Here is a 24,012-nt window from a genome sequence, read left to right as displayed (position 1 = left end):
GACCCCGCGAGGCGCACCGTCGTATGGACCGCCGGGGGACGTTCCGTCACGGACGGGGGGGAGCCGCCCGCGTACGACGGGCTCGCGCTCCTTCCACGGCCCGAGAAGATACAGCCGCCCAGGAACGTGCCCTCCAGGGAGCGGTAGCCGTGCATGCCTCCGCCGCCGAAGCCGGCCGCCTCGCCCGCCGCGTAGACCCCGGGCAGCGGGTCGCCGGCCTCGGTGAGGACGCGGGAGGACAGGTCGGTCTCCAGGCCGCCGAGCGACTTGCGAGTGAGGATGTTCAGCCGTACGGCGATCAGCGGACCGGCGCCCGGGTCGAGGATGCGGTGCGGGGCGACCGTGCGGATCAGCCTGTCGCCCAGATACTTCCGGGCTCCCCTGATCGCCGTGACCTGGAGATCCTTGGTGAAGGGATTGGCCGTCTCCCGGTCGCGCGCGGTGATTTCACGCCGCAGCGCGGCCTCGTCGATCAGCGGCTCGCCGGTGAGCGCGTTCATTCCGCGAACGAGCGCGCCCAGCTCCTTCTCCACGACGAAGTCCGCACCCTTGTCCATGAACGCCCTGACCGGTCCCGGTACGTCGGCGCGCGCCCTGGCGATCACGTCGCGGACGGACTTGCCCGTCAGATCCGGATTCTGCTCGGACCCCGAGAGGGCGAACTCCTTGCCGATGATGCGCTGGTCGAGAACGAACCAGGTGTGGTCGTAGCCGGTTCTCATGATGTGTTCCAGCGTCCCGAGCGTGTCGAAGCCCGGGAAGAGCGGCACCGGCAGCCGCCGGCCGCGCGCGTCGAGCCAGAGCGAGGACGGGCCCGGCAGGATGCGGATGCCGTGGCCGGTCCAGACGGGGTTCCAGTTCTCGATGCCCTCGGTGTAGTGCCACATCCGGTCCCGGTTGATGTGGTGGGCACCGGCCGCCTCGGTGATGCCGAGCATCAGACCGTCGACGTGCGCGGGCACTCCCGTGAGCATCTTGCGCGGCGGAGCGCCGAGCCGCTCGGGCCACTGGGCGCGCACCAGATCGTGATTGCCTCCGATGCCGCCGGAGGTGACGATCACGGCCTGCGCCCGGAGTTCGAAGGCCCCGGTGACCGCCCTGCTGCTCGCGGTGCCGCGTTCGGCGGCGCTCGGCCGCAGTACCTCGCCGCTGACGGTGTCGACGGCGCCTGCGGAGTTGCCGAGACCGGTGACCCGGTGCCGGAAGCGTAACGACACGAGGCCCTTGGCGACGCCCTCGCGCACCCGCCGTTCGAACGGTGCGACCACCCCCGGTCCGGTGCCCCAGGTGATGTGGAAGCGCGGCACGGAATTGCCGTGGCCGGTGGCGTCGTACCCGCCGCGCTCCGCCCAGCCCACCACCGGGAAGAAGCGCATGCCCTGCCGGTGCAGCCAGGCGCGCTTCTCGCCCGCCGCGAAGTCGACGTACGCCTCGGCCCATTCGCGCGGCCAGTGGTCCTCGGGACGGTCGAAGCCCGCCGTGCCCAGCCAGTCTTGAAGGGCCAGTTCCCGGCTGTCCCTGACCCGCATACGGCGCTGCTCGGGCGAGTCCACGAAGAAGAGGCCGCCGAAGGACCAGTGTGCCTGTCCGCCGAAGGACTGCTCGGGCTCCTGGTCGAGGAGGATGACGGAGCGCCCCGCGTCGGCCAGTTCCGCGGTGGCGACCAGGCCGGAGAGACCCGCCCCGATCACGATCACATCAGCGTCGTACGCCATGGGCTTCCGTCCTTCACCGGGCGAGTGCGTGGTCCGATCTTCGGTACGCGCGAGTAACGAGTCAACAGTCCGGCACCAAGCGCCTCCTGCGGGTGCCGCCGGGGGCCGCCTGATTGGATGGCGGACATGAGTGCGGCAGACGAGATCCTGGACATCGTCGACGAGAACGACCGTGTGGTCGGGCAGGCGCCCCGTGGGGAGGTCTACGCGAGGGTGCTGCGCCACCGCTGTGTCTTCGTCCTCGCGCGCGACCCCGAGGACCGGGTCTTCGTCCATCGCAGGACGGACGTCAAGCTGGTCTTCCCGTCCCTGTACGACATGTTCGTGGGCGGTGTGGTCGGCGCGGGCGAGAGCTATGACGAGGCGGCGCTGCGGGAGGCGGAGGAGGAGCTCGGAGTGTCGGGACTGCCCCGTCCCGTACCGCTCTTCCCGTTCCTGTACGAGTCGCCGGACGGCGGGCAGAGCTGGTGGTCGTACGTGTACGAGATCCGGTGCGCGCTGCCGGTGGACCCGCAGCCGGAGGAGGTCGCCTGGCATGCCTTTCTGCCGGTGGCGGAGCTGGAGCGGCGGCTCGGCGCGTGGGAGTGGGTGCCGGACGGGCTCGCGGCGTACGAGCGGCTGAAAGCGTTTCACGCGTAGGGTGCGGGTGGTGACCGACTTTGTCCGCTCGCTGCGCCTGTGGCTCGCGCCGCAGCGCGTCGGCGACGAGGGCCAGACCCCCGACTACCGGTTCTCGCTGGCCAATGAGCGCACCTTTCTGGCGTGGATCCGGACCGCGCTCGCACTGGTCGGAGGCGGCTTCGCGGTCGATCAGTTCCTGCCTGACCTGCGCTGGGGGGTACGGGTCGGTCTCGCGGTGGCGCTGCTCGCGGCCGGCGCGCTGTGCGCGCTGCGAGCGGTCAACCACTGGGTGCGCTGCGAGCGCGCGATGCGACGGGGCGAGGATCTGCCCGTGTCCCGTTTTCCGGCGCTGCTGAGCCTGGTGGTGGGGCTGGTCGCGGTGGCGATGCTGGTGGTCGTGGTGCTGGGCCGGGCCGGGTGACGGCCGGGGCGGGCCGGGGTCCGGACGGCCTGGGAGGCCCGCGTGCCGGGGAGGATCCGCCCCGCCCCGTGCGGGACCCCGGGCTCCAGCCCGAGCGGACCTGGCTGGCCTGGCGGCGTACGACGCTCGCGCTGACCGTGGTGACCGTGCTCGCCGCCCGGCAGGCGGTGCACGCGGGAGGTACGGCGGTCGGTGTGGTCGCGTCCGCTCTGAGCGCCCTGGTCTGGCTGGCCTTTCTGGCCGTGGCGCACCGGCGCGCCCTGGCGCTGGCCGCTGTCCGGCCCCGGCCGCTGTCGCCGTGTGCGGTGGCGGCCACGGCGGGCTGCACCGTACTGCTGGCCCTGTTCGCGGTCACCGTGCTGGTGTGATCAACCTGATGTGATCACCCTGGCGTGATCGCCCGGGACCCTCCGTGGCGGCGGCGCCGCGGGCTTCCTGTCCGCCGGACCCCGCCTTTGCCCGGCCCGCGGCCAACTGGCAGGCTCGGGACATACATCCTGTCCTGACCTGGGAGAATCCCGATGCCTGCCACGGATCCGTACACCGTCCGGCTCACGCCGGAGGTCCATGCCTATGTCCAGCCGGACGGTGGCTGGTGTCTGAACAACGCCGGTTTCATCAGTGACGGCGAGTCGACACTGCTGGTCGACACCACGGCGACCGAGCGGCGGACCCTGCTGCTGCGCGAGGCGATCGTGGCGGCCGGTGTGCCGCTGCCGCGCACTGTGGTCAATACGCACCACCACGGCGATCACACCTATGGCAACAGTGTGTTTGTGCCGGAGGCCACTGTGATCGGCCATGACGCCTGCCGCAGTGAGCAGTTCGCGGCGGGCCGTCAGCTCCATCAGGTGTGGCCGGGCACCGACTTCGGCGATATCCACATCACCGCTCCGACCCTCACCTACAACGACCGGCTCACCCTGCATGTCGGTGCGATCGAGGTGCGGGTCATCCACCCGGGCGCGGCGCACACCATCGGCGACTCGATCGTGCATCTGCCGGAGCAGGGGATCGTCTTCACCGGCGATCTGGTCTTCGAGGGCGGTACGCCGTTCGTTCCGATGGGCTCGCTGGCCGGATCGCTGCGGGCGCTGGAGCTGCTGCGCTCGCTGGACGCGACCACCGTCGTACCGGGCCATGGACCGATCACCGACCCGTCGGCGTACGACACGACGGAACGCTATCTGCGGTATGTCACCGAGGTGGCCAAGGAGGGCCACGCCGGGGGGCTCACTCCGCTGGAGGCCGCGCGCCGGGCCGATCTCGGCGAGTTCGCGAAGCTGCGCGAGAGCGAGCGGCTGGTGGCCAATCTGCATCGTGCGTACGCCGAGCTGGACGGAGAGCCGGACGGCTCACCGCTGGACGCCGTCGCCGTGTTCACCGACATGGCGGTGATGAACGGCGGCGTGCCCGTGGCCTGTCACGCCTGACACGCCCGGACACGCCGGACACCGAACACACGCACCGAATATGACGGTGCGTCAGTGCGCTCACCAGCGCGGGATCGACGGCGTCGTCCAGGCCGCGTCGGCCTTCCGCATCGCGGCGGCGTCGTCGCGCTCCCGCATCGCGCCGTCGTCGTCGAGCCAGCGCCGGTGGAGCACGGCGAGTTTCTCCCGGTCGAGTTCGACCCCGAGTCCCGGCGCGTCGGACACGTCGAGCCGCCCGTCCCGGAAGGTGTGCCGGGCGGTGATGACGTCCTCGGTCTGCCACGGATAGTGGCTGTCGCAGGCGTAGTCGAGGTTGGGGACGGTCGCGGCGACCTGGGTCATCGCGGCCAGGCTGATGCCGAGATGGGTGTTGGAGTGCATGGACAGGCCGACACCGAAGGCGCGGCAGACCGCGGCGAGTTCACGTGTCCGGTGCAGTCCGCCCCAGTAGTGGTGGTCCGAGAGCACCACCTGGACGGCGTCACGGGAGAACGCCTCCGCGATCTCGGGCACGGTGGTCACGCACATATTGGTGGCCAGGGGCACGGACGTACCGGCGGACACCTCAGCCATCAGCTCCGTACCGCTCGCCGGGTCCTCCAGGTATTCGAGGACACCGGCCAGCTCTTCGGCGACGCGCAGGGAAGTCGGCACGGACCAGGCGCCATTGGGGTCGAGCCGCAGCGGCCGGCCCGGGAACGCCTCCGCGAGTGCCCGGACCGCGGCGATCTCCTGCTCGGGCTCGAACACACCGCCCTTGAGCTTGAACGACGAGAAGCCGTGGTCGCGGACGAAGCGCCGGGCCTGGGCGACGATGCCCGCCGGGTCGAGGGCCGCGCCCCAGTCGTCCTTCTCGCCGGTGTCCGGGTGCTCGGCCCAGCGGTAGAAGAGATAGGCGCTGTACTCCACCGAGTCGCGGACCTTGCCACCGAGCAGCGCGTGCACCGGCAGGCCGAGTGTCCTGCCGAGGGCGTCCAGACAGGCGACCTCGAAGCCGGAGACGACGGAGAGACGGAGCTTGTCGGCGGTCTGCACACCGCGCAGCCCGCCGGCGTCCACCCGCCCCGCGTCGGCCTGTTCGGCCGGGCCGCGTGAGTCGCCGCACACCTCGCTCGCCAGGGCGAAGAGTCCGTTCACATCGCTGACCGGCCGGCCCGGCAGCGCCTCGGCCAGCGGGCGGGCGAGATCCAGGTACTTCCCGTCGCCGTATGTCTCACCGATGCCGGTGACGCCACCACGCGTGACGACTTCCACGATGAGCCGTGGCGTGTACGGCTGGTGGACGCCCTGCGTGTTGAGCAGCGGCGGATCGGCTATGAGGATCGGAGTGAGCCTGACCTCGTCGATGAGCAGCGCGGTATTCATACGTGAACTCTATTCAGCGATACGGCCGTGACACCAGAGCCCCCCGGGGACGGGCGCGGACACTGCCCGGCGGCGCGGGCGGGGACTGGACTGCATACCGACTGGTCGGCATCATGAACAGCGTCCGGCTGTACGGCCACCGACGGAGGTACGCACGATGAGCCCAGACCCGCCGCCAGGACTCGATCCCGAGCGGCTGCGCGGCCATCTCGACCGCGTGTGTCCCGGCCTGGTGAGCGGACCGCTCGACGCGCGTCTGATCGAGGGCGGCCGGTCGAATCTGACCTACCGCGTCAGCGACGGCGCGGGGCGCTGGGTGGTCCGCAGGCCCCCGCTGGGCCATGTGCTGGCCACCGCCCATGACATGCGGCGGGAGTACCGCGTGATCAGGGCGCTGCGTCCGACGGCCGTGCCGGTCCCCGGGACCCTGCTGCTCTGCGAGGACGAGACCGTCCTCGGCGCCCCGTTCTATGTCATGGAGTATGTGGAGGGCACGCCGTACCGCACGGCCGAACAACTCGCCCCGCTCGGGCCGGGGCGCACCCGCGCCGCGGTCCTCGCGCTGCTCGACACGCTTGTCGAGCTGCACGCGGTCGACCCGGCGGCGGTCGGTCTGGGCGACTTCGGCCGTCCCGACGGTTTTCTGGACCGTCAGCTCCGCCGCTGGGGCAAGCAGCTCGACGCCTCCCGCGGTCGTGAGCTGGCCGGCATCGACGAGCTGCACATGGCCCTGGCGCGTGCGCTGCCGGTCTCCCCCGCGCCCACCGTGGTCCATGGTGACTACCGGCTCGACAATGTCCTGCTCGGCGAGGACGACCGGATCAGGGCGGTGCTCGACTGGGAGATGTCCACCCTCGGTGATCCGCTGACGGATCTGGGGCTGCTGGTGATGTACAGCGCCCGGCTGGAGCCGGCGCCCTCTCCGGTCAGCACGACGGCGGGCGCGGCGGGCCATCCCGCGCCCGGCGAGCTGATCGAGCGGTACGCGGCCCGCTCGGGCCGGGACACCACAGCCATCGCCTGGTACACGGCGTTCGCCTGGTTCAAGCTCGCGGTGATCCTGGAGGGCATCCACCACCGCTTCACCCTGGGACAGACCGTCGGCCCCGGCTTCGACCGGATCGGCGATCTCGTTCCCGTCTTCATCCGGCACGGCCTGACCACCCTCCAGGAAGGCTGATCCCCCCTCATGGACTTCGCTTTCGACTCCCGCACCGAAGAGCTGAGGACGAGGCTGCACGCCTTCATGGAGGAGCGGGTGCATCCGGCCGAGGCCGTCGCCGAGGAACAGCGGGCCCGGCTCGCCGACCCGTGGGACACCCCGGAGATCGTCGCGGAGCTCAAGGCCGAGGCACGCGAGCGGGGCCTGTGGAATCTCTTCCTCCCGGACCCTCGGTACGGCGCCGGGCTGAGCAATCTCCAGTACGCGCCGCTCGCCGAGATCACCGGCCGCTCGCCGCAGCTCGCGCCCACCGCGCTGAACTGCGCGGCGCCCGACACCGGGAACATGGAAGTGCTCGCCCAGTTCGGCACCGGGGAACAGCGCGAGCAGTGGCTCGAACCGCTGCTCTCCGGGGAGATCCGGTCGGCTTTCGCGATGACCGAGCCCGAGGTGGCCTCCTCGGACGCGACGAACATCAGGACGCGGATCCGGCGCGACGGCGACGACTATGTCATCGACGGCCGCAAGTGGTACATCTCCGGGGCGATGAACCCGGACTGCAAGATCTTCATCGTGATGGGCAAGACCGACCCGGACGGCGCGGACCTCCGGCGCCAACAGTCGATGATCCTGGTCCCGCGCGACACCCCGGGTCTCGAAGTCCGCCGCGCCATGCGGGTGTACGGCTACGAGGACCATCACCACGGCGGGCACGCCGAGGTCGTGTTCGACCGGGTCAGGGTGAGCGCGGCGAATCTGATCGGCGAGGAGGGCGGCGGCTTCGCGATCGCCCAGGCCCGGCTCGGTCCCGGCCGGATCCACCACTGCATGCGGCTGATCGGCATGGCCGAGCGGGCGATCGAGCTGATGTGCCGGCGGGCCGTCTCCCGCACGGCGTTCGGCCGTCCGCTCGCGGAGCAGGGTGTGGTGCGGAACTGGATCGCGGACGCCCGGGTGACGGTCGAGCAGCTTCGGCTGCTCGTCCTGAAGACGGCGTGGCTGATGGACACGGCGGGCAACCGCGGCGCGCACACGGAGATCCAGGCCATCAAGATCGCCACTCCGCGCGCCGTTGTCGACCTCCTCGACCGGGCCGTCCAGCTCCACGGCGCGGGCGGGGTCAGCCAGGACTTCCCGCTGGCCGAGCTGTGGGCCGCGGCCCGGACCCTGCGGCTGGCGGACGGTCCCGACGAGGTGCACCAGCGCTCGCTGGCCCGGCGGGAGCTGAAGAAGTACCTCTGAGCGGACAGGGCCCGCTCTCCAGCAGGCCCTACGGACGCAGCGCTCGCAGCAGCAGATCCGCGAGGTGGTCCGCCACCTGCTGCGGGCTCAGCGAGCCGTCCGGGCGGTACCACGTCGAGAGGTGGTGGACCGAGCCGAAGTGGTAGTCCACCACCAGGTCGGCCGGGGTCGAGGGGGAGAAGACGCCGCTGCGCTGGCCCTCCTCGATCAGCGCGCGGAACCGCTCGTGGTAGCGGCGGCGTTCGGCCCGTACCTGCTTGTTCTTCTCGGGGCTGAGATGGTGCATCGAACGGAAGAAGATCGCGGCGTCGTCGAGGTTCTCGATCGTCGTGACGACGACATCGGCGGCTGCGGCCCGCAGCCGCCGTGCCACCGGCTCGTCCGCGTCCGCGAAGGCGTCGAGGCGCTCCTGCTGAAGGCGCAGGACACGAGCGTAGACCTCCTGGAGCAGGTCTTCCTTGGAGCCGAAGTAGTGGTACAGCGCGCCCTTGGTGACGCCCGCCGCCTCGACGATCTCCTGGACGGAGGTGCGGTCGTAGCCGCGCTCCGCGAAGAGCCGGGTGGCGGCGGCCAGCAGCCGCTGGGGGACGGGGACGCCGCTCCCGTCCGTTGTTCTGGCCATGTGCCGTCACCCGCCCTTCGCTCCGTGCCGTTCGCGCGCGTCGCCGTGCGCGCGTCCTTCATGGTTGGGAACGCAGTTCCCGCCTGAGGATCTTCCCACTAGTGGTTTTGGGCAGCTCGGGCAGGATCTCGACCTCGCGCGGGTACTTGTACGCGGCCAGCCGGTCCTTGCAGTAGGCGCCCAGTTCGCCGGGGTCCACGACGGCGCCGGGACGCAGACTCACATACGCCTTCACGCTCTCGCCGCGGTAGGCGTCGGGGACGCCGACCACCGCCGCCTCGCGCACCGCCGGATGCGTGTAGAGCACGTCCTCCACCTCGCGGGGCCACACCTTGAAGCCCGAGGCGTTGATCATGTCCTTCTTGCGGTCGACGACATAGAGCCAGCCGTCCGGGTCCATGAAGCCGATGTCGCCGGTGCGCAGCTCGCCGCCGGGGAAGGTCTCGGCGGTGGCCCGGGGCAGCCGCCAGTAGCCGGACACCACCTGCGGGCCGCGTACGGCGATCTCGCCCTGCTCGCCGAAGGGCAGCTCCTCGCCCTTCTCATTGATGATCCGGACGACCGTGTCGGCTCCCGGCACACCGACGGAGAGGGTGCCGGAGACCGGGTCGACCGGCGCCTCCTTCCCCGGTGGCACGGCGGCGCAGGGCGCGGTGCACTCGGTGAGGCCGTAGCCGTTGCGGATGTACGGGCCGAGGGCCGTACGGAACCGCTCGACCAGCGCGGGCGGCAGCGGGGCGCCCCCCGAGGAGATGATCCGGAACGAACGGAAGTGGTCCCGGGTGACATCCGGGTGGGCCGCGAGCGCCATGAAGGCGGTGGAGGGGCCGACGGTGTACGCGGGACGGTGTTCGACGAAGGCGTCGAGCACCACACCGGCCTCGAAGCGGTGGGCGAGGGCGAGGGTGCCCGCGTTGGCGACGCACGCGGCCAGTTCGCAGACCAGGCCGGTGATGTGGAAGAGCGGCGCGAGCGCGAAGTAGCAGGATCCCGGCGCCAGCGCGTGACCGGCGCGCTGCCGCTCGGCGTTGACCATGATGTTGCCGTGGGAGTTCATGGCGCCCTTGGGCCTGCCGCTCGTACCGGACGTGTAGCTGATCAGCGCCACATCGGTGGGCGCTGGGTCCGCCCCGGCGGGCGCGGGCAGCCCCCGGCGGGCGACGGCCAGCAGGTCGTCGGTGTCCGGGGGCACCGGGAGGCGCTCGAAGCCGAGGACGCGCGGGTCGTCGCGGGTCTGGAAGTCCAGCTCGCAGGCCGTGAGGACGATCCGTACGGCCGAGGCCGCGGCCGTCCCGCGCAGATACGCCTCCCAGGCGCGGTCCGCGCAGATCAGCGCCGTCACCCCGGCGTCGGCCAGCACATGGGCGGCCTCGGCGGACTTGTACATGGGGTTGACCGGTACGACGATCGCGCCCGCCTTCCAGGCGCCGAGCAGCGCGAGGACGAAGTGCGGGCTGTTCTGGAGCATGATCGCGACCCGGTCGCCGCGCCTCAGTCCCCGGCCGGCGAGATGACCGGCCACGGAGTCGGACAGTTCGTCGGCCTCCCGGTAGCCGATCCGGGCGTCGAAGTAGGCGAGCGCGGGATGCCCGGGAGCCCTGGCCACGGCGGCGCGGAACGCGTGCACCACGGAGGCCGGCGGGTCGAGAGGAGCCCGCTGGGCCTCGCTGAGCTGCGCGAGCCAGGGTCTGGCCGCGTAGAGCGAACCGGTCATTCCGCGATCCCCTCCCACTTCTGCTGAATGCGGTTCATCGTGACCAGCCAGCGGTCGGGGTCGGCGGCGCGTGCCTGGTGGAAGCCGGCCACCTCGGGGTGCGGCAGGACCAGGAAGCGATCCTCCCCCATGGCGGTGAAGAGCGCGTCGGCGACCACCTCCGGCTCGACGGCCGTGGAGCTGAGGACCAGCTCACCGGCGCTGCCCGCGGCGGTGAGCATGTCCGTACGCACACCCTGCGGACAGATCGCGTGGACCTTGAGTCCGCGATGGCGGTAGGTCAGCGAGAGCCACTCCGCGTAGGCCAGCGCGGCGTGCTTGGTGACGCTGTAGGGAGCAGCGCCGATCATGGTGAGCAGACCGGCGGCGGAGACGGTGGAGACAAACCGGCCGCTGCCCCGCTCCAGCCAGTCCGGGAGCAGTGCCCGGACGGCCCGCACATGCGCCATCACATTGACGTCCCAGGCAGCCGACCAGACGTCCTCGCCGGCCAGCGCGTCGCCGGGTGAGCCGAGGCCGGCGTTGGCGCAGTAGATGTCGACGCTGCCGCCGAGCGCGTCGCGGGCGGCGTCGACGATCACGGAGGCGTCGCCGGGGACCGCGACGGCGCCGATCTCCGCGGCGACCGCCCCGGCCTTGTCCGCGTCGAGGTCATTGACCACCACTCGGGCGCCCTCGGCGGCGAATCTGCGGGCGAGTGCGGCGCCGATGCCACCACCGGCCCCGGTGACCACAACACCCGCGCCGTCCACCGTGCTCATCGGGACCCGCCTCTCCGGACTGCCGGTTCTGGCCGACGGCACTGTCGACGACCACAGACTGACCAGTCGGTATGTTACGAGTGAAGGGAGCGGGAAAGAAAGGAGCGCGCGGCGAACCGCCGGTGGGGCTCTCGTCCAGTGGACCGTTCCGCACTAACGTGCGTGGGCATGACAGGTAGCGCGATCACGGAGGTGGCCGGATGAGTCTGACCAGACGGGGTGTACTGGCCGGCGGCGGCGCGTTGGGGGCCCTGGCCGCGACCGCCTCCCGCGCGGCGGCGCGCCCGGAGCGCGGACGGCCCGGCGCGGGTGTCCGCACCGGATTCGACCGGCTCGCCGCCGACGGCTACCGGCTGCTGTCCGGCCGGCGCGTGGGGATCGTCACCAATCCGACCGGGATCACCCGGGACGCACGGCACATCGTCGATGTGATGCACGGCGACGACCGGGTCGACCTGACCGCCGTCTTCGGCCCCGAGCACGGCTTCCGGGGCACGGCCCAGGCCGGCGGCTCGGAGGGACGCCACGACGACCCGGCCACCGGGCTGCCCGTCTACGACACCTACCTCAAGAGCGGACAGCCGCTCGCGGACATCTTCACCGCGTCCGGCGTCGACACCGTCGTCTTCGACATCCAGGACGCGGGCGCCCGCTTCTACACCTACATCTGGACGCTGTACGACTGCATGGAGGCGGCGGCCCTCGCGGGCAAGCGCTTCGTCGTCCTGGACCGGCCCAATCCGGTCACCGGGCGGGCGGCCCTCGGGCCTGTCCTGCACCCCGAGTTCGCGACCTTCGTGGGGCGCCGGCCGATCGCCCAGGCGCACGGCATGACGGTCACCGAGCTGGCGCTGCTCTTCAACGGCGAATTCCTGGCGAAGCCGGTGGAGCTGGAGACGGTGCGGATGTCGGGATGGCGCCGCTCGGACTTCTTCGATGCCACGGGGCTGCCCTGGGTGCCGCCGAGCCCCAACATGCCGACGCCGGACACGGCGCTCGTCTACTCGGGCACCTGTCTCTTCGAGGGGACGAATCTGTCGGAGGGACGCGGGACGACCCGGCCCTTCGAGCTGCTGGGGGCGGAGGGCATCGACCGGCGGTGGGCCGAGGCGGCCAACGCGCTGGAGCTGCCGGGGGTCCGCTTCCGCGAGGCGTACTTCGCGCCGTCGTTCTCCAAGTTCGAGGGGGTCACGGTCGGCGGCGTCCAACTGCACGTCCACGACCGGGAGTCCTTCGACCCGGTACGCACCGGGATCGCGCTGCTGGTGACGGCGAAACGCACCTGGAGCGGGTTCGCCTGGCGCTCCGACAACTGGATCGACAAGCTGACCGGCTCGGCGCGGGTCCGCACGATGATCGACGCGGGCGCCGGAACGGACGAGGTCGTCGGGGCCTGGGAGGACGAACTCGCCGCGTTCCGCGCCGTACGGCGTTCCTGGCTGCGCTACCGCTGACCGCGGAGGCCGGACCGCCCGGGACGGCGGTCCGGCGCGCGGGGCACACCGTCAGCGGTGCGAGGCAGTGTGGGGTCGGCAGGGCCGCGCCGGTGCGAACACCGACGCGGCGGTGGCGCCGGCGAGTCTTCCATTGCGTCGTCGCACGGATGCTCCTCGGGGGGCCGGCGTGCGGAAGTTACCGACGGCATGCCTCCCCAGGAAGATGAACATGAGTCACCTTTTCCGGGTCACCCCACGGATTTTCCTGTGAATCCCACTCGAATCTTGCTCGATAACAACCTAAATGCCCGGCTCGCCACAGCCAATTGTTTTTTGATGGAGCCGAATGGGGCAGGCGTACGTCCATTCCACAACGCCGAAGTACCAGCGACGGAGGTGGCATACGGTGGCCGGATTCCGGAGTCTTGCGAGACAGGTGCGCGATCCACGATGTGATCTGGCCTTGCGACGGTATTCACTGCGCAAGTGCCTGGAACGGTTTGCCCCTTATGGGCACCGGGCGACCTGGGATCATCTGTGCGCGAGGCACAGCATAGAGCCCGAGGACAGGGCGCCCGATCCGGCACGGCTGACCGCCGCGCTGGACGAACTGGAGGAGGCGCGGGCCGTATGGCTCGCGTACGAGGTGGAGTTCGCGGAACGGCGCAAGCGCGAGAAGCACGACGGGCTGCGGCGCCCGGGGAGCTTCGACGACTGGCACCGGCGGACCTGGGGCGGCAACGGCGTCGCCCGGTGCGACGATCCGGCGGTCCATCCGTCGGAGTCACTCGCCGAGGTGCTGCGCCGGCTGATCTCCGGGCTGGAGACGGGCCCCGGCACGGCCTGCCCGGTGTGCGCGGCGCGTGGGATCGTCTGGCGGCCGGATCTGTCCAACGAGCCGTGGTCCGGGCCGGTCTGCATGGGCTGTGGCATCGTCGTGCCGCAGCCCGTTCTCACCTCCGAGGCCCTGGACCGGGCGAAGCGGGAACGGCTGAAGGAACTGGCGTCAGTGGCATAGGACCTGCGGGGGCGGACTCCGGCGACGGTGCGCCCCCGCGGTGTCGACACCGCCACGGCTCCCCGTCCGCAGGCCCCGGACCTCTGGGAACGGGGCACGGGACGGCGGCCCGGCGGCCGGTGGCGACCACGCGCGGCGGGACCGCCCGCCGGCCTCAGGAGGCCCCGGTCCGCTTCCCGGCGCGGCGTTCCGGAAGAAGGCTCGACCCCGCCATACGGTCGCCGAAGACATCGTCCGGGTTGGACAGGACGCAGGTTTCGAGCGAGAGGCAGCCGCAGCCGATGCAGTCCGTCAGGTGGTCGCGCAGGCGGGCCAGCCGGTTGATGCGCTCGTCCAGTTCTGAACGCCAGGCTTCGGAGAGCCGGGCCCAGTCGTCGCGGGTCGGGGTGCGCTCCTCCGGGAGTTCGGCGAGCGCGGCCCTGATCGTCGCGAGCGGGATACCCACCCGCTGGGCGGCGCGGACGAAGGCCACACGGCGGAGCGCGTCCCGGCAGTAGCGGCGCTGGTTGCCACTTGTCCTGCGGCTTCTGATCAGTCCCTTGGACTCGTAGAAATGCAGGGCCGACACGGCGGCGCCACTGCGCGCCGAAAGCTGGCCGACGGTGAGTTCTTGGATCTTCTCGGGAATCTGCGGCACCTCCCAGAGCCTACTGTCCGCTCCCGTCGAGCGGGTGGGCGTCCGCGTCAACGGCCGTGCCGGCATACGCGCTGAGCCCGTGCCGGTGGGTGTCCGCGTTGACATGAGAACGCGCGCGCCAGCATCCTGAGCAAGCGCTTGGACATGCGCTTTCGCACGCTTCACGGGCCCGAGAGGCAGGGAACAGGGACATGGCTGAGCCGAGAATCTTCACCTCCGCCGAGGAACTGCGCGCCGGAGTCGGTGAGCAGCTCGGTCACAGCGACTGGCTGGACATCGACCAGAAACGGATCGACCTCTTCGCCGACGCCACCGGCGACCACCAGTGGATCCATGTGGACCCCGCACGCGCGGCAACCGGCCCGTTCGGGGCGACGATCGCGCACGGCTATCTCACGCTGTCGCTGCTGCCGGTGCTCGTACCGCAGGTCCTGCGGGTGGAGAACGCGAAGATGGGCATCAACTACGGTGCCAACAAGGTCCGTTTCCCCTCCCCCGTGCCGGTCGGCTCCCGGCTGCGCGCGTCGGTCGTCCTGAAGGAGGTCACGGAGGCGGGCGAGGGCGGCGTGCAGATCACGGCGCTGGTCACGGTCGAACGCGAGGGCGGCGCCAAACCGGTCTGCGTGGCCGAGTCCCTGATCCGCTATTACTTCTGAGCCCGGGGCTTCCGGGCCGCGCCGGGCCCTCGCGGGGCGGAGACCATGCGCAGGACGAGGTCGGCGTAGAGCGCGCCGACCTCGTCGGGTGTCCGGCGCCCGGCCGTGTTGAACCAGCGCGCCACATCGATGCAGAGCGACAGCACCGCGAGCGTGGTGCCCGGCACATCGGGCACGTCGAACTCCCCGTCCCGGACACCGTCGCCCAGGATGCGCCGCACCACCGCGTCGGTGCGCCGCCGCAGCTCGACGATCTCCGCGCGGTGCTCCTCGCCGAGCGCGTCCAGTTCGTACTGGACGACCCGCGCCGTGGTGTGCCGCTCCGCGTGCCAGCGGACGAAGGAGCGTACGGCGTCGGCGAGCCGCTCCGCCGCCGTACCCTCCCGGTCCGCCGCGGCGGACAGCAGTTCCAGCGCCCGGTCGTGGCCGATCCTGCTGATGCGGTGGAGCAGTTCTTCCTTGGTCTTGTAATGGATGTAGAGCGCCGCCGGGCTCATCCCCGCGCGTCCGGCGATGTCACGGGTGGTGGTGGCGTGGTAGCCGCGCTCGGCGAACGCCTCGACGGCGGCGACGAGCAGCCTTCTGGCCGCCTCCGGGGTGACCTCGCCCCAGGGCGTGTTCTCGCCGTCCGCCGTCTGCTCCGCCGTACGCATCGCTCGCCCCTTCCACTCGGCAGGACGCACACCATACCCCGAGCCTGAGCAAGCGCTTAGGGCTTGTCCGGTCCCCGGACGGCGCGGGAGATCCTGGTCAGAGCTTCTGGAAGGGGTCGTGCTCGGCGAGGATCTTCTCCAGCCGGGCCTGGTCGACACGGCTGACGATCTGCCCCGCCTCCTGCCGGTCTCTGACCACTTTGGCCAGGGTGAACGCCGAGGTCGTCAGATAGAGGATCGCGATGCCGAGGAAGCCCCGCACCCACGCGTCGGCGTCAAGACGGAGCACCCCGACGGTCACGGCGCCCAGCGCGAGGGCGAAGGAGGCGACGGCCTGACCGTAGAAGGCGGCCGTATTCTGCTGCTTGACGGGAGAATCAGTCATACAAGCAGCTTCGGCCGCCGTGATCCGGGCCACATCCGCATCCGTACTCAGTCGGTACTCAGACGACCGGGACGATCCCGGCGGCCGGGCCCGGCGGCCGGTTCAGGAGCGGTCGCGGGCCGGGGCGGACCGGCCGGGCTCCGGGACACCGGCCGTCTCCGCCCGGGTATCGGGCTCCGGCTCTGTCTCCCGTTCCGCCTCCCGTTCCGGTGGCGCGGCGGCCGGACCCCGGAGACCGAGGCCGGCCGCCGCCGTCAGCAGCGCGCCGAGCATCACGAACGGCGCCCCGGTGCCGGCGACTCCCGCGGCCAGACCGGCGGAGGCGGGCGCGGCGACCTGCCCCAGCCGGTTGCCGGTGAGCCGCAGGGCGAGAGCGGTGGAGCGGGCGTCATGAGGAGCGGCCCGTACGACGGTCGTCATCGACAGCGGCTGACCGGCACCGAGACAGAAGCCGAGCGCCCCGAGCGTCACCGCGAGCGCCCACACCGGCACGGGCAACGCGAGGCCCGCGCAGAGGAGTCCGCCGAGCAGACAGGTCACGGAGAGCAGGACGGTACGGCCGAGCCACCGGATCATCGGGGTCATCACCAGACGGCAGGCGATGGTCGCGGCGGCGCGCAGGCTGAGCAGCAGTCCGATCGTGGTGGGCGCGATCCCGCGCCGCTCCCCCAGCACCGGCAGATAGGCGGTGAGGATGTCCGTGGTGGAGAGCACGGCCAGGCTGATGAAGATGCCGACGGGCACGCCCCTGGTCCGCAGGATGCTCCGGACAGGGACCTTCACCGGCCGTCCGCCCGCCGGAGCGGAGACGGCGGGCCGCTCGATCCCCCGGAGCGAGGTGCAGGAGACCGCTGCTGCGGCGGCGGAGACAAGCAGGGCCAGTGCGCTCGTACGGGCCATCTCGGCGTCCCGGCCCGAGACCAGCAGACCGGCCGCGACGGGTCCGGCGAGCTGGCCGAGGGAGGCACCGATGGTGAAGTGGCCGAAGTCGCGGTCCTGTTCGGCGGGGGCGCTGCGGCGGGCGACGATCGACTGGGCGCCGATGACGAAGCAGAGATGACCGAGGCCCATCACCGCGCTCCAGACGGCCAGGGCCCGCAGCGAGTCCGCCGTACCGCTGAGCGCGCATCCGCCGGAGATCAGGACCACCCCGGCCACCAGCAGCGGGACACAGCGTCCATGGTCGGTCCTGCGGCCGAGCGGTACGGCGGCGAAGACCGGCAACAGCGCGTACACCGCGGTGATCACGCCGATCGCCTGCTCGTCCGCGCCCATGGAGAGCGCCCGGTAGGAGACGGCCGGCCGCGCCATCGACACCGCGCCCTGGGCGCAGCAGAAGGCGATGACCAGCCGGAGCAGCCAGCCCCGCCCGCCGGGCGTCCGGTCCGCCGGGATCGCGGTCACCCGCCCCGGGCGCGCGGCTCCTCTCGCCATGTACTCGACCATACCGGTGCCGGTGACGCCCTCGACGGCCGGTCAGGACGCGGTGGGGACAGGCGCGGTGGGCTCGGGGGGGCCATTGAGCACGACGTCCCGGAGTACGGATCCCGCCGGGAGCCGTCAGAGAGCACCGGCCGGTCGACCGGGCGCGCTTACGCGTGGCCGGTCAGTCGAGCGTCCTGGCGAGATAGGCGCGCAGCAGTTCCCTGGTCTCCCTGACGATCCCCGGATCGCCGGCCGCGTCCGTACGGCACGCGAGCCGGAGCAGCGCGTCGGCTGCTTCGACGGCGACCAGGACCGTCCGGTGCAGGGTCGCGTCGGGTGCCCGGCCGAGATGGGCCGCGAGCAGAGCGGTGAGCAGTCCGGCGACGCGGAGGTTGGGATCGGCCCCCTCGTCCGCCGGGCCGAGGGCGTCCCGGGACCGGGTGCCGGACAGGAACTGCGCGCCGAAGTCGATCAGGGCGAAGCCGGGCACGGTGCGCTTCATGGCGAGGTATTCGTCCAGTACGGCGTCGACGGCGCCGCGCCAGTCGCGCGGGTCGAGTGCCGTGAACCGGTGGGTGATCCGCTCGGCATAGCTGTCCAGATTGCGCCGGGCGAGCGCCTCCGCCATGGCGCGCTTGTCGCCGAAGAACCGGTAGACGGAGCCGATGGGGACCCCGGCGCGGGCGGCGACCGCGCGGGTGGAGAGCCGCTCGTAGCCCGTCTCGTCGAGGAGTCCGGCGCAGGCGTCCAGTATCCGGGCGAGCCGCTCCGCGCTGCGCCGCTGCACCGGCGCCCGGCGCAGACCACCGGCGTCGGAGCCGGCATCGGGACGGGCGGCCTCGTAGGGCCCGGCGTTCGTACGGTCGTGTGGCACGGACTCCATGATGCCGCGCGGCGCCGTTGACGCGTCGCGCCAGCAATCCTACGGTTGTCCATAGGATTTCCTGGACAGGGGAGCGGACGATGAGCGGCATCGAGCAGGCGCGGAAGACGGCGGAGGATCTGGACCACTCCCCCGGCTTCGGCAATGAGCACAGCTCCGAGGCCGTGCCGGGCGCGCTCCCGCACGGCCGCAACGCCCCGCAGCGCGCTCCGCTGGGTCTCTACGCGGAGCAGCTCAGCGGCAGCGCCTTCACCGAGCCCCGCTCGCACAACCGGCGGTCCTGGCTGTACCGCATCCGCCCGTCGGCCGCGCACCCGCCGTTCGTCAGGACCGACAACGGCGCGGTGCGGGGCGGCCCGTTCACCGAGACCGTCCCCGACCCCAACCGGCTGCGCTGGGATCCGCTGCCGGACCCCGCGCCGGGCACCGACTTCCTGGCCGGCCTCTGGACGCTGGGCGGGAACGGCGACCCGGCCCTGCGCTCGGGTATGGCGGTGCACCTCTACCACGCCAACACCGCCATGACCGACCGGGTGTTCAGTGACTCCGACGGAGAGCTGCTGATCGTCCCCGAGCGCGGCGGTCTGCTGATCCGTACCGAGCTGGGTCTGCTCGCCGCCCGCCCCGGCCAGGTGGCGCTGATCCCGCGCGGGGTGCGCTTCCGCGTCGAGCTGCTGGACGAGACGGCGCGCGGCTATGTCTGCGAGAACTACGGCCGGCCGTTCGCCCTCCCGGACCTCGGTCCGATCGGCGCCAACGGCCTCGCCAACGCCCGCGACTTCCTCGCGCCCACCGCCGCGTACGAGGACGTCGAGGGGCCGGTGGAGGTCGTCAACAAGTTCTGCGGGAATCTCTGGGCCGCCGTGTACGACCACTCCCCGCTCGATGTGGTCGCCTGGCACGGCAGCCATGTGCCGTACATCTATGACCTGCGGCGCTTCAATGTCATCGGGTCCATCAGCTACGACCATCCCGACCCGTCGATCTTCACCGTGCTGACCTCGCCCTCCGACACCCCGGGACTGGCCGGTGTCGACTTCGTCGTCTTCGCGCCACGCTGGCTGGTCGGCGAGGACACCTTCCGGCCGCCGTACTTCCACCGCAATGTGATGAGCGAGTACATGGGCCTGATCGAGGGCGCGTACGACGCGAAGACGGCCGGTGAGGGCGGGTTCGTACCCGGCGGCGGCTCGCTGCACACCATGATGTCGGCGCACGGCCCCGACCGGGAGACCTTCGAGCGGGCGAGCGCCGCCGAGCTGAGGCCGCAGAAGATCGACGCCGGGCTCGCCTTCATGTTCGAGACGCGCTGGCCGGTGACCATGACCGCACAGGCCGCGGGAGCTGGACACCTTCAGCAGGGCTATGACGACGTGTGGCAGGGTCTGGAGCGCCACTTCAGGCGCTGACACAGAGCAGTATGTGAAGTTTCGGAGTTGCCGTGACCGCCTTCGCCCCCGACTCGCTGGTCCTGAACCGCAAGCTGCCGCTCTGGTATCAGGTCTCGCAGTCGCTGCGCGCCTCGATACTGGGCCGCAGCCCGCGCGATCCGCTGCGGCTGCCCACCGAGGAACAGCTCGCCGCGCACTACGGCGTCAGTGTGCTGACCATGCGCCAGGCCCTCAAGGAGCTGGAGGAGGAGGGCCTGATCAGCCGGCACCGGCGGCGCGGCACCTTTATCGAGCCGGGCGCGCGGCGCGGTGCCCCGCGCCGGCTGCTCGGCTCGATCGACGCGGTCGTGGCCCAGCAGTCCGGCGAGCGGACGACGGTCCTCGGCCATGGCCCGGTCCCGGTCCCCGGTGAGCTGGCGGAGTACTTCCCCGGTCTGGACGAGGTGGTCGCCTACCGGCGGGTGCGCAGCGACGGCGCGACCGGTGAGCCCGTCAACTGGGCGGAGAACGCCGTCCGTCCCGAGGTCGCCGCGGACCTGGACATCACCGATCTGGAACGCTGGCCGATGACAAAGGTGCTGCGGGACGCGGTGGGGGTGCGGATCAGCCGGATCACGGACACGGTCGAGGCCCGGCTCGCGGACCCGGCCACGGCGGAGCTGCTGCGGGTGCCGCTGCTGAGCCCGATCCTGCACTACACCGGAGTGACGTACGACGACCGGGGCCGGGTCGTCGATGTGGCCAGGATCCACTACCGGGGTGACCGCTTCTCGTTCTCCGTCACCGTCGAGACGGACCTCACCGGCGGGGCGCCGGCGCACTGACCCCGGCGCACTGACCCGGTTCCGGAGCGCCGGTTACGATGCCGCCGACGGCGTACGGGGACAAAGACGACGGAAGGACTGTCCGGATGACGGGGAGGGTGCCCCCATGACGGCGACACGGTCCGGCGGGGACGCCCCGCTCTCCGACGCCCCGCTGCTCAGCGATCTCATGCCCTGGTCGACGGCGCCCCTGCGGTACGGCAGGTCCTGGATCCTGTCGCCGGACGCGGCGTCCCTCACGGCCCGCTGGGACCGGCTCGTACAGGCGCGGGGCGCCGAGCGGGAGGCGCTGTTCGAGCCGAGCCGGGCCCGTACGCAGCACAGCGCCGTGGCCGCGCTGCCCGGTGGGGCCACCGGCACCGGGCGGTTCGCACGGGAGTCGGGCCGCTGTCCGCGGCCGCTGAGGGTGCTGCACGGCCCGTTCGACGAGCAGTGGCTGATCCCCGACCACCGGCTGATCGACGTGGCCCGCCCCGAGCTGTGGCGCGTCGCCGACGAGCATCAGGTCTTCGCCGTCGAACAGGCCTGGATACCGGGCGCCACGACGGGTCCCGCGCTGCTGGTGAGCGCCCTGCTCCCGGACGGCCGTTCCCCGGCGGGGCGGCCGGGGCGGATCCGTCCGCTCTACCGCCGCCCCGGCGGCGCCGAACCCAATCTCGCTCCCGGGCTGACGGCCCTGCTGACCGGGCGTTACGGGCGCGCGGTCACCGCCGGCGAGGTATTGGCCTGGGCCGTGGCCGCCGCCGCGCCCTCCGCCGGAGGCGCCGCCGTACCGCTGACGGCCGACCCCGGAGTCTGGGCCCGCGGCGTGGCGCTGGGACGGCGGATGATCGAGATCCAGCTTCGCGGGGCCCGTGGCGGCGAACGGCCCCGGCTGCCCGGCGGCCGCCGCCCCTATGTGCGCGCGGCCGTCCCCGCCGTGCCCGGGACGATCGCGTACGACCCGGCCGACGAGGCCCTCCTGCTGGGCACCGGCCGTATCTCGCCGGTGCCCGCCGGGGCGTGGGACTTCCTCGCCGGAGGCGTGCGGATGCTGGAGCTGTGGTTCGAGCGCCGGACCCGGCGCCCCGCGCCGGGCACGCTGGAGGCGATCGCCCCTGCGGCCTGGCAGCGGGAGTGGACCTCGGAGCTGCTTGAGCTGATCACGGTCCTGGCGCTTCTCGCGGAACTCCGCCCACAGCAGCAGGAACTGCGCGAGGGCCCGGCCGTCGGCCGGAGCGAGCTGTACGGAGCGGGCGTCCTCCCGGCCCCGGAAGCGGCCCGCCGGCCGGCCTCCGTGCTGGACCATCACGAAGAGGGGCCGGACGGCCAGTTCGCCCTGATCTGAGGCATGTGTTTCACAGGGCCGGTGGGCATGGCGGGTGGCCAGAATCATGCGCCGACCGCCGGTGCTTCTCGTACTGTTCATACCGCTCGCGGTGAAGCGGTAGGCCGACGGCGGGAGTGACGGAAAACGGCGGGGCGGGAATACGGGGCGCGGGTTGAACGAGGTCGACGTCAACGGCTGGGGCCGGTGGCGGGGAGTGGTCCACCGGCCGAGCCGTCGCGACGAGGGAAGTGCCCGCGCCCGCCGAACGTACCGACGCGCTGCCGCAGGCCGTGGGGATGACGGACGAGCGGAGAGCGGCACCGCGTCGGACGGAATGATCGACCGAGCGCGTCCTGTCATGCTCCGAGGGTCAGCCGCGGCTGCCGAACAGCGAGCGGCGCAGGCGCCTCAGCGGTGCGAAGAGCGAGACCCGAGCGCTCCTGCTCTTGTGGGTCTCCGACCTGTCACGCGAGGTCAGCTCGCGCATCAGCAGGGTCGCCTCGGCCGCCTCACCCCGGGGCACGGCGGGACCGCCGAGCACCGAGAGATGGCGGTCGAGCCGCGAACTGGTCGCGCTGCTCCCGCATGTGATGGCAGGGATCCGCGCCCTGCTGTGCATCGTTATCTGTTCCATGTCACTCCCCACCCGTACGAGGGCACCCGGCCCGGGCAGGTTAACCCTATCGCCCCCTCATGACACTCGTGTATCCCGTCTACGGGAATAACCACACCCGTACGAGGACTGACGCCACCGCCCGATCCGTCTTAATTCAGGGCGAGTTGGACAGATCGTCAACAGATCGCCGCCACGCTGTTCGATCACGGGTGGGTCAAGAGGGTTCCGAGGGGCCCGGGTTGAGCGAGTGAGGCCGGTGCCGATCCCCCGGCGGGGCACCGGCCTCGCACTGATGCGCGGACCCTACGCGGCCCTGGTGAAGACCGGCAGATAGCCGCCCGACTGACCGCCGGACGTGGGGTGGTACGACTCGCCGATATTCAGCCAGTTCACACTGTGCAGCCAGGCCGATCCCGAGCAGATCTCGTGACCGGTGAAGGCTCCCGCGACATCGGCGAAGGTGAAGCCGTGGTCGGCGGCCCGCTTGGCGGTCGCCGCGTTGAGGTGGTCGGCGGCGCTGTTGATCGCGGCGCGCTCGTTCTCACTCAGGCCCACGACGCAGTTGCCGCCGAGCCGGTAGAAGCGCGGATAACCGAGGACGACGACCCGGGCCGAGGGCGCCTTGGATCTGATGGCCGTGTACACCGCGTCGAGGTTCCCGGGCAGGGTGCTGTCGACGAAGCCCCGGGCCTGAGCGATCCGGTTGAGGCAGGTCGCCTCCGACTGGAGGACGCAGGTGGTCATGACATCGGCGAAGCCGGCGTCATTGCCGCCGATGGAGATGCTCACGAGGTCGGTGGCCGAGCTGAGGGGTCCCAGCTGACCGGCGGTCACATCACCCGTACGGGCGCCGGAACAGGCGGTGAAGGCGAAGGTCGCGGGGGCGTTCGCGGCCGCCCAGAGGGCCGGGTAGGCCCGGGGCGTGCGCTTGCAGTCGCCGCTGGCGCTGTCGTAGCCCCCGGCCCCGAGCCCGGAGGAGTACGAGTCGCCGAGCGCCACATAGTCGACAGCGGCGGCCGACTGCGCGGCCTGGGCCGAGGCCGCTCCGGTGAGAGCGAGCACGGCACCGAGGATCAACGCGGAGGAGAATGCCGTCATTCGGGACAGTTTCATAGAACCTCTCCTTAGCAGGATTTCTGCCCCAACTTTGTTACCAGGCAACACAGTTCACTGGAAGTGTTCATGCCAAGAACATTACGTGAGGAGTCCGGAAAGGCGTCATGATCGCCCGGTTCGTAAGAGATCGGGTAAATCTGATCAGGGAGGTTCCGGAACTGAACGGCGAAGTACGGCCAAAGAAGCAAAAAAGCGGGACCAGCTTCCAGGTCTTGCCATACAGTCCCAATCATCAATACCGTCGTACATCCACCCGCATCGGACCATCATGCAAAGCGGCTCAGGGGAGGGCTCTAGCGTCGCGATGGATCCCGGAGCGGGGCGCGGTAGGGGGGTGCCGCGCTCGGTGACCGCACGGTGTGCCGAGTCGCGTGCCGCGCGGCCAGCTCCACAACTCACCCGTCAGGACGGCGTTCCGCGCCGCCCGGGACGGACTGAGAACCCCCCTTTCGAACCGGAAACACCACCGGACCGCCCGGGGGCGGGCGGTCCACCGGACGAGAGGGAAAAGACTCGTGAGCGCTTTTCTGCGCCCAGCCGTATCGAGCGAAGATCCACTCATCATGGCGTCAGGCCATACGGACGGTTCGGTAAGTGAGCAGACGCA

24 protein-coding genes are annotated in these 24,012 nt (G+C 71.3%); 12 read left to right on the top strand and 12 right to left on the bottom strand.

All coding sequences use genetic code 11. The features are described 5' to 3' along the window. Positions 1-1,715, bottom strand: a 1,715-nt coding sequence (locus tag ABZ707_RS30620; RefSeq protein ID WP_360181142.1) for an FAD-binding dehydrogenase, incomplete at its 3' end; no start/stop codon positions are given. Between the two features lie 126 nt (positions 1,716-1,841). On the opposite strand from ABZ707_RS30620, the gene ABZ707_RS30615 reads away from it, so the two are divergent. From ABZ707_RS30615 to ABZ707_RS30600, 4 genes are all read left to right on the top strand, one after another. Beyond that, complete coding sequence (locus ABZ707_RS30615) at positions 1,842-2,354, top strand: NUDIX domain-containing protein (RefSeq protein ID WP_360181140.1); 513 nt, start codon at positions 1,842-1,844, stop codon at positions 2,352-2,354. Positions 2,355-2,364: 10 nt separating this feature from the next. Then, positions 2,365-2,757 (top strand): DUF202 domain-containing protein, encoded by a 393-nt coding sequence (locus tag ABZ707_RS30610; RefSeq protein WP_360181137.1) that lies wholly within the window; start codon positions 2,365-2,367, stop codon positions 2,755-2,757. Positions 2,758-2,825: 68 nt separating this feature from the next. Continuing rightward, on the top strand, positions 2,826-3,125 hold the full coding sequence (locus ABZ707_RS30605; protein WP_360181134.1) for a DUF202 domain-containing protein: 300 nt from the start codon (positions 2,826-2,828) through the stop codon (positions 3,123-3,125). A gap of 153 nt (positions 3,126-3,278) precedes the next feature. Then, complete coding sequence (locus ABZ707_RS30600) at positions 3,279-4,190, top strand: MBL fold metallo-hydrolase (RefSeq protein WP_360181131.1); 912 nt, start codon at positions 3,279-3,281, stop codon at positions 4,188-4,190. 60 nt (positions 4,191-4,250) lie between these two features. Here the strand turns inward: ABZ707_RS30600 and ABZ707_RS30595 are convergent, their stop codons facing one another. Further along, a complete protein-coding gene (locus ABZ707_RS30595) occupies positions 4,251-5,555 on the bottom strand; it encodes a glucarate dehydratase family protein (RefSeq protein ID WP_360181128.1) in 1,305 nt (434 codons plus the stop codon). A gap of 157 nt (positions 5,556-5,712) precedes the next feature. On the opposite strand from ABZ707_RS30595, the gene ABZ707_RS30590 reads away from it, so the two are divergent. Together ABZ707_RS30590 and ABZ707_RS30585 are read left to right on the top strand one after the other, a co-directional pair. Beyond that, a complete protein-coding gene (locus tag ABZ707_RS30590; protein ID WP_360181125.1) occupies positions 5,713-6,735 on the top strand; it encodes a phosphotransferase family protein in 1,023 nt (340 codons plus the stop codon). A 9-nt stretch (positions 6,736-6,744) separates the two neighbouring features. Beyond that, positions 6,745-7,959 (top strand): acyl-CoA dehydrogenase family protein, encoded by a 1,215-nt coding sequence (locus tag ABZ707_RS30585; RefSeq protein WP_360181122.1) that lies wholly within the window; start codon positions 6,745-6,747, stop codon positions 7,957-7,959. A 28-nt stretch (positions 7,960-7,987) separates the two neighbouring features. Here the strand turns inward: ABZ707_RS30585 and ABZ707_RS30580 are convergent, their stop codons facing one another. Genes ABZ707_RS30580 through ABZ707_RS30570 form a run of 3 tightly spaced genes read right to left on the bottom strand, consistent with a single transcriptional unit; the run spans position 7,988 to position 11,056 of the window. Next, positions 7,988-8,581, bottom strand: coding sequence for a TetR/AcrR family transcriptional regulator (locus tag ABZ707_RS30580; protein ID WP_360181119.1), 594 nt, complete (start codon positions 8,579-8,581; stop codon positions 7,988-7,990). Between the two features lie 58 nt (positions 8,582-8,639). After that, entirely contained in the window at positions 8,640-10,295 is a 1,656-nt protein-coding gene (locus ABZ707_RS30575; protein WP_360181116.1) for an AMP-binding protein, read from the bottom strand. Beyond that, the gene (locus ABZ707_RS30570) at positions 10,292-11,056 is read right to left on the bottom strand and encodes an SDR family oxidoreductase (RefSeq protein ID WP_360181113.1); all 765 of its coding nucleotides are present in this window, start codon (positions 11,054-11,056) and stop codon (positions 10,292-10,294) included. The genes ABZ707_RS30575 and ABZ707_RS30570 overlap by 4 nt, the downstream gene beginning before the upstream one ends. 200 nt (positions 11,057-11,256) lie before the next feature. Here ABZ707_RS30570 and ABZ707_RS30565 point away from each other — a divergent pair, with 200 nt between their 5' ends. After that, positions 11,257-12,510 carry a DUF1343 domain-containing protein gene (locus tag ABZ707_RS30565; RefSeq protein ID WP_360181110.1) on the top strand — a complete coding sequence of 418 codons (1,254 nt, stop codon included), beginning with the start codon at positions 11,257-11,259 and terminating at the stop codon, positions 12,508-12,510. A 388-nt stretch (positions 12,511-12,898) separates the two neighbouring features. Beyond that, positions 12,899-13,510 carry a hypothetical protein gene (locus ABZ707_RS30560; RefSeq protein ID WP_360181107.1) on the top strand — a complete coding sequence of 204 codons (612 nt, stop codon included), beginning with the start codon at positions 12,899-12,901 and terminating at the stop codon, positions 13,508-13,510. A 154-nt stretch (positions 13,511-13,664) separates the two neighbouring features. Here ABZ707_RS30560 and soxR read toward each other — a convergent pair whose 3' ends face one another. After that, entirely contained in the window at positions 13,665-14,147 is a 483-nt protein-coding gene (gene soxR / locus ABZ707_RS30555) for a redox-sensitive transcriptional activator SoxR (RefSeq protein ID WP_360181104.1), read from the bottom strand. Between the two features lie 191 nt (positions 14,148-14,338). On the opposite strand from soxR, the gene ABZ707_RS30550 reads away from it, so the two are divergent. Continuing rightward, positions 14,339-14,803 carry a MaoC family dehydratase gene (locus tag ABZ707_RS30550; RefSeq protein WP_360181101.1) on the top strand — a complete coding sequence of 155 codons (465 nt, stop codon included), beginning with the start codon at positions 14,339-14,341 and terminating at the stop codon, positions 14,801-14,803. On the opposite strand, the gene ABZ707_RS30545 is transcribed toward ABZ707_RS30550, so the two are convergent. The 4 genes from ABZ707_RS30545 to ABZ707_RS30530 form a co-directional block, all read right to left on the bottom strand. Continuing rightward, the gene (locus ABZ707_RS30545; RefSeq protein WP_360181098.1) at positions 14,794-15,456 is read right to left on the bottom strand and encodes a TetR/AcrR family transcriptional regulator; all 663 of its coding nucleotides are present in this window, start codon (positions 15,454-15,456) and stop codon (positions 14,794-14,796) included. The two genes, ABZ707_RS30550 and ABZ707_RS30545, sit on opposite strands and share 10 nt — an antisense overlap. Positions 15,457-15,553: 97 nt before the next feature. Continuing rightward, positions 15,554-15,841, bottom strand: a complete 288-nt coding sequence (locus tag ABZ707_RS30540) for a YiaA/YiaB family inner membrane protein (protein WP_360181095.1) — start codon at positions 15,839-15,841, stop codon at positions 15,554-15,556. Between the two features lie 102 nt (positions 15,842-15,943). Next, a complete protein-coding gene (locus ABZ707_RS30535; RefSeq protein WP_360181092.1) occupies positions 15,944-17,275 on the bottom strand; it encodes an MFS transporter in 1,332 nt (443 codons plus the stop codon). Positions 17,276-17,447: 172 nt separating this feature from the next. Then, a complete protein-coding gene (locus ABZ707_RS30530) occupies positions 17,448-18,068 on the bottom strand; it encodes a TetR/AcrR family transcriptional regulator (RefSeq protein WP_360181160.1) in 621 nt (206 codons plus the stop codon). Positions 18,069-18,229: 161 nt separating this feature from the next. Here ABZ707_RS30530 and hmgA point away from each other — a divergent pair, with 161 nt between their 5' ends. From hmgA to ABZ707_RS30515, 3 genes are all read left to right on the top strand, one after another. Continuing rightward, entirely contained in the window at positions 18,230-19,558 is a 1,329-nt protein-coding gene (gene hmgA / locus ABZ707_RS30525; protein WP_360181089.1) for a homogentisate 1,2-dioxygenase, read from the top strand. Positions 19,559-19,590: 32 nt separating this feature from the next. Beyond that, complete coding sequence (locus ABZ707_RS30520) at positions 19,591-20,364, top strand: GntR family transcriptional regulator (RefSeq protein ID WP_360181086.1); 774 nt, start codon at positions 19,591-19,593, stop codon at positions 20,362-20,364. A 106-nt stretch (positions 20,365-20,470) separates the two neighbouring features. Next, complete coding sequence (locus ABZ707_RS30515; RefSeq protein ID WP_360181084.1) at positions 20,471-21,691, top strand: type ISP restriction/modification enzyme; 1,221 nt, start codon at positions 20,471-20,473, stop codon at positions 21,689-21,691. 352 nt (positions 21,692-22,043) lie between these two features. On the opposite strand, the gene ABZ707_RS30510 is transcribed toward ABZ707_RS30515, so the two are convergent. Beyond that, positions 22,044-22,307, bottom strand: coding sequence for a hypothetical protein (locus ABZ707_RS30510; protein WP_319679371.1), 264 nt, complete (start codon positions 22,305-22,307; stop codon positions 22,044-22,046). A 285-nt stretch (positions 22,308-22,592) separates the two neighbouring features. After that, a complete protein-coding gene (locus ABZ707_RS30505; protein ID WP_360181081.1) occupies positions 22,593-23,402 on the bottom strand; it encodes an SGNH/GDSL hydrolase family protein in 810 nt (269 codons plus the stop codon). Between the last annotated feature and the right edge of the window lie 610 nt (positions 23,403-24,012).

It is taken from the genome of Streptomyces sp. NPDC006923 (assembly GCF_040635655.1).
Lineage (GTDB): Bacteria > Actinomycetota > Actinomycetes > Streptomycetales > Streptomycetaceae > Streptomyces.
The sequence above is the reverse complement of the archived record's forward strand: the minus strand, read 5'-3'. Positions and strand labels throughout refer to the sequence as shown.

Excerpts from the sequence above, each read along its gene's own strand:
- ABZ707_RS30615 (WP_360181140.1), top strand. The coding sequence starts at position 1,842 with ATGAGTGCGGCAGACGAGATCCTGGACATCGTCGACGAGAACGACCGT.
- ABZ707_RS30600 (WP_360181131.1), top strand. The coding sequence starts at position 3,279 with ATGCCTGCCACGGATCCGTACACCGTCCGGCTCACGCCGGAGGTCCAT.
- ABZ707_RS30595 (WP_360181128.1), bottom strand. The coding sequence starts at position 5,555 with ATGAATACCGCGCTGCTCATCGACGAGGTCAGGCTCACTCCGATCCTC.
- ABZ707_RS30590 (WP_360181125.1), top strand. The coding sequence starts at position 5,713 with ATGAGCCCAGACCCGCCGCCAGGACTCGATCCCGAGCGGCTGCGCGGC.
- ABZ707_RS30585 (WP_360181122.1), top strand. The coding sequence starts at position 6,745 with ATGGACTTCGCTTTCGACTCCCGCACCGAAGAGCTGAGGACGAGGCTG.
- ABZ707_RS30580 (WP_360181119.1), bottom strand. The coding sequence starts at position 8,581 with ATGGCCAGAACAACGGACGGGAGCGGCGTCCCCGTCCCCCAGCGGCTG.
- ABZ707_RS30575 (WP_360181116.1), bottom strand. The coding sequence starts at position 10,295 with ATGACCGGTTCGCTCTACGCGGCCAGACCCTGGCTCGCGCAGCTCAGC.
- ABZ707_RS30570 (WP_360181113.1), bottom strand. The coding sequence starts at position 11,056 with ATGAGCACGGTGGACGGCGCGGGTGTTGTGGTCACCGGGGCCGGTGGT.
- ABZ707_RS30565 (WP_360181110.1), top strand. The coding sequence starts at position 11,257 with ATGAGTCTGACCAGACGGGGTGTACTGGCCGGCGGCGGCGCGTTGGGG.
- ABZ707_RS30550 (WP_360181101.1), top strand. The coding sequence starts at position 14,339 with ATGGCTGAGCCGAGAATCTTCACCTCCGCCGAGGAACTGCGCGCCGGA.
- ABZ707_RS30545 (WP_360181098.1), bottom strand. The coding sequence starts at position 15,456 with ATGCGTACGGCGGAGCAGACGGCGGACGGCGAGAACACGCCCTGGGGC.
- ABZ707_RS30540 (WP_360181095.1), bottom strand. The coding sequence starts at position 15,841 with ATGACTGATTCTCCCGTCAAGCAGCAGAATACGGCCGCCTTCTACGGT.
- ABZ707_RS30535 (WP_360181092.1), bottom strand. The coding sequence starts at position 17,275 with ATGGCGAGAGGAGCCGCGCGCCCGGGGCGGGTGACCGCGATCCCGGCG.
- hmgA (WP_360181089.1), top strand. The coding sequence starts at position 18,230 with ATGAGCGGCATCGAGCAGGCGCGGAAGACGGCGGAGGATCTGGACCAC.
- ABZ707_RS30515 (WP_360181084.1), top strand. The coding sequence starts at position 20,471 with ATGACGGCGACACGGTCCGGCGGGGACGCCCCGCTCTCCGACGCCCCG.
- ABZ707_RS30510 (WP_319679371.1), bottom strand. The coding sequence starts at position 22,307 with ATGGAACAGATAACGATGCACAGCAGGGCGCGGATCCCTGCCATCACA.
- ABZ707_RS30505 (WP_360181081.1), bottom strand. The coding sequence starts at position 23,402 with ATGAAACTGTCCCGAATGACGGCATTCTCCTCCGCGTTGATCCTCGGT.